Annotated in this window: 4 protein-coding genes; all 4 read right to left on the bottom strand. The window is 70.5% G+C overall.

What is annotated here, in order from left to right:
- Positions 1–208 precede the first annotated feature (208 nt).
- Genes ABEA43_RS67540 through ABEA43_RS67525 form a run of 4 tightly spaced genes read right to left on the bottom strand, consistent with a single transcriptional unit; the run spans position 209 to position 3,318 of the window.
- Complete coding sequence (locus tag ABEA43_RS67540) at positions 209–814, bottom strand: response regulator (RefSeq protein ID WP_345581455.1); 606 nt, start codon at positions 812–814, stop codon at positions 209–211.
- Entirely contained in the window at positions 814–1,902 is a 1,089-nt protein-coding gene (locus ABEA43_RS67535; RefSeq protein WP_345581452.1) for a sensor histidine kinase, read from the bottom strand. The genes ABEA43_RS67540 and ABEA43_RS67535 overlap by 1 nt, the downstream gene beginning before the upstream one ends.
- 7 nt (positions 1,903–1,909) lie before the next feature.
- Positions 1,910–2,608, bottom strand: coding sequence for an ABC transporter permease (locus ABEA43_RS67530; protein ID WP_345581449.1), 699 nt, complete (start codon positions 2,606–2,608; stop codon positions 1,910–1,912).
- A complete protein-coding gene (locus tag ABEA43_RS67525; protein ID WP_345581446.1) occupies positions 2,605–3,318 on the bottom strand; it encodes an ABC transporter ATP-binding protein in 714 nt (237 codons plus the stop codon). The genes ABEA43_RS67530 and ABEA43_RS67525 overlap by 4 nt, the downstream gene beginning before the upstream one ends.
- Positions 3,319–3,411: the final 93 nt, after the last annotated feature.

The raw sequence follows: 3,411 nt of genomic DNA, 5'->3' as shown, positions 1-3,411 counted from the left end.
TAGTACGCCGACGACGGGATCCCGATCGATGGCGGCGGCGCCAGGCTCCGGGGACTGCTCGCGCGGCTGGCCCTTTCGGCGGGCCAGGTCGTGCAGGACAAAATGAAGAAACTCGACACACTGGCCGGCTCAGTGTCCCGTCACCGTCAGGCGCGACGAGCAGGTCGCGCCCGCGGCCATGACGTCACGGAGGGTGGCCCTGGCCCGGTCAGATGAGCCGCCGCTCCATCGCGGCCACCACGGCGGCCGCGCGGTTGTCCACGCCCAGCTTGGCGAAGACGTGCTTGAGGTGGGTCTTGACGGTGGTCTCGCTGATGAGCAGGGCGCGTGCGACCTCCTTGTTGGCCGCGCCCCGCGCGATGAGCCTGAGCACCTCCAGCTCGCGCGCGCTCGGCGCGGCCCCCTGCTTCTTGCCGAGGCCGTCGATGAGCTGGGAGGTGATCTTGTGGGCCAGGACCCGGCCGCCGGCCGCGGCCGTGCGCACGGCCGCCTGCAGTTCCTCGCGCGGCGCGTCTTTGAGCAGGTAGCCGACCACACCCGCGGCCAGCGCCCGCGACACGTCCGCGTCGGTGTCGTACGTGGTCAGCACGATGACGCGGACTTCGGGATGGTCCGCGCGCAGTCGCTCGATGGCGCCGACCCCGTCGAGCCCCGGCATGCGCAGGTCCATCAGCACCACGTCGGGCCGCGCGGCCCGAGTCTGGGCGAGCGCCTGGTGCCCATCGGCGGCCTCGGCGACCACCTCGATGTCGGGCACGCCGTCGAAGATGCCGCGCAGCCCGTCGCGTACCACCGGGTGGTCATCGACGATCATCAGGCGCACGGGATGCTCACGCACAACGCGGTCCCCTCTCCCGGCGCCGACTCCACGGTCACCGTACCTCCCGATCGCGAGGCGCGCTCGTGCATGGCGACCAGCCCATAGCCGCCTCCGGCAGCGGCCGGGTCGAAGCCCATCCCATCGTCGAGTACGTCCAGCGTGACCTCTTCGTCCATGTAGGACAGGGTCAGCGCCACCCGCCCGGCCCGCGCGTGCCTGGCCACGTTCGCCAGCGCTTCCTGCGCGGCCCGCAGCACCGTTGTCTCCATCTCGACCGGCAGCCGCCGCGGCTCGCCGTCCACCGAGACGGCCACGGACACGGCGGTGGCGGCGGACCAGCGTTCGGCGACAGCGGCCAGCGCCTGGTGGAGCTCGGCCCGCTCCAGCGGCTCCGGCCGCAGGGCGTCGACGGAGCGCCGGGCCTCGTTGAGGCTGTCGCGGGCCAGTTGCTTGGCCAGCGAGATCCGCTTGCGTACGGCGTCCGAGTCGTCGATCCCCTGCTCGGCCGCCTCCAGTTGGGCGATGATCCCGCTGAACCCTTGGGCGAGCGTGTCGTGGATCTCCCTGGCCAGTCTCGCCCGCTCCTCCAGGGTGCCCACCGCCCGGCTTTGCTCGCTCTGCCTGACGAGATCCCGGGCGAACAGGCCCATGATGATCGACAGCGTGGTGTTGCCCACGAGGGATCCCAGGACGGACGGATCGCGCGGGATCATGTCGATCAGCCCGGCCTCCACGGATGAAGAGAAGACCAACGCCACCGCGCCGGCGTAGCCCCACCGCCCGGGCAGCAGGAGGTACGGCAGCGCGACCATGCCCCACATCGTCATCTCGTACGCCGAGTCCATCCTGATCAGCGCGAACTGTAGCGCGATCAGCACCAGCAGGTGCCCGGCCATGGGGTTGAGCTGTTGGAGGAGGGCGGGCCTGCGCACGACGAAGAACGCGTACCAGCCGCCCATCAGTAGCGTGAGCGCGAGCGTGACGAGATCAAGGCTTCCCTGCAGGAGCACGATCGTCGCCGAGACCGTGAGGCAGGTGTAGAACAGCAGATGGAAGACCCGCATCCAGCCCGTCTCGTCCATCGCCCGATCACTCCCAGCGAAACAGCGCAACCGCCACGGTGGTGCCAAGGGCGATTATCCCCGAAAGGATCAGCAGTGGTGGCAGCGTAGGCGTGCCGGACCAGCTCTCCCCCAGGGCGGTCACCGCGTGGGTGAGCGGCAGGTAGTCGCCGATTTCGCGCATCGCCTCCGGCACTCCCCCGCGAGGGATGGCCGCGCCGGCCAGGAAGATCATTGGGAACATCACCAGCAGCCCGATCAGCTCCGCGGTCCGCGCGCGGGGTGCGAGGGCGGCGATCACGAACCCGATGGCGTAGCACATCAGCGCGCTCAGCACGAAGGCCAGGGCCAGCCGGGCCGGATGCGCGGGCAGGGCCACCCCGAATCCGAGCACGCCGACCCCCGTCACGATGACCGCTCCCGCGAACGCCATCGCGAGCTGGGCCACGATCTGTGCGGTGAGCAGCACGAACGGCGAGATGGGGGTGGTCGCCAGGCGGCGCAGCACTTTCCGCTCCCGGTAGGTCGCCAGAATCGCGGGCAGCGCGGAGATCCCGCCGATGGCCAGGATCATGGCCAGGTAGCCGGGCACACGGACCTCGAGCTGGTTGCTGCCGCCGTTCAGCACGAGGAGCATGGAGGGGAAGGCGATCATGAAGAACAGGCTGCCCGGATCCCTGCCCAGTAGCCTGAGCTCCGTCGCCGACAGGTGGGCGAACGCCTTCATCGCCTCTCCCCCGACAGCGCGAAGTACGCCTCCTCCAGCGACCCGGTCCCGGTCCGGCCGACCAGCTCACGCGGGCTGCCGAGCGCGATGATCCGGCCGCGGCCGAACACGGCCACCCGGTCGCACAGCTCCTCGGCCTCGTCCATGAAGTGGCTCACCAACACCGCCGTGATGCCGGAGGCCTTGAGGTCGCCGATGAGCGTCCAGGTCTCGCGGCGGGCGAGGGGGTCGAGCCCCGTGGTGAGCTCGTCGAGCACCACCAGCTCCGGCCCGCCCACCAGGGCCATCGCGAGTTTGAGCCGCTGCTTCTGGCCGCCCGACAGGTCGCCGAACGCCTTGCTTGCGATCGGACTGAGCCCCCAGCGCTCCAGCACCGCCCGCCAGTCGTCCGGGCGGTCGTAGAACGCCGCGAACAGGCGCATGGCCTCGGCCACCCTGAGCCGGTCGGGCAGCTCGCTCTCCTGGAGCTGTACGCCTGTGCGCTGGGCGAGGGCGCGGCGGCGGCGGGCGGGATCCATGCCGAGCACGCGTACCGTCCCCGCGTCCGGCCGGCGTAGCCCCACCAGGCATTCCACCGTGGTGGTCTTGCCCGCGCCATTGTGGCCCAGGACGCCGAACGTCTCTCCCTTCGTCACCGTGAACGACACCCGGTCCACCGCCCGAGTGCTCCCATAGCTCTTGCAGAGGTCCTCGACCTCGATCACCGTCATGCTCCGAGCCTGGCGGGGCGGAGATCCGCACGGGATCCCCCGATCGTGCGGACGCCATCCTCCTTCCGAAGGATGGGTCACCCCGGCGTACTT

This window comes from Nonomuraea rosea, from assembly GCF_039539705.1.
Classification (GTDB): domain Bacteria; phylum Actinomycetota; class Actinomycetes; order Streptosporangiales; family Streptosporangiaceae; genus Nonomuraea; species Nonomuraea rosea.
Note: the sequence above shows the minus strand (reverse complement) of the source record. Positions and strands in the feature narration are given on the sequence as shown.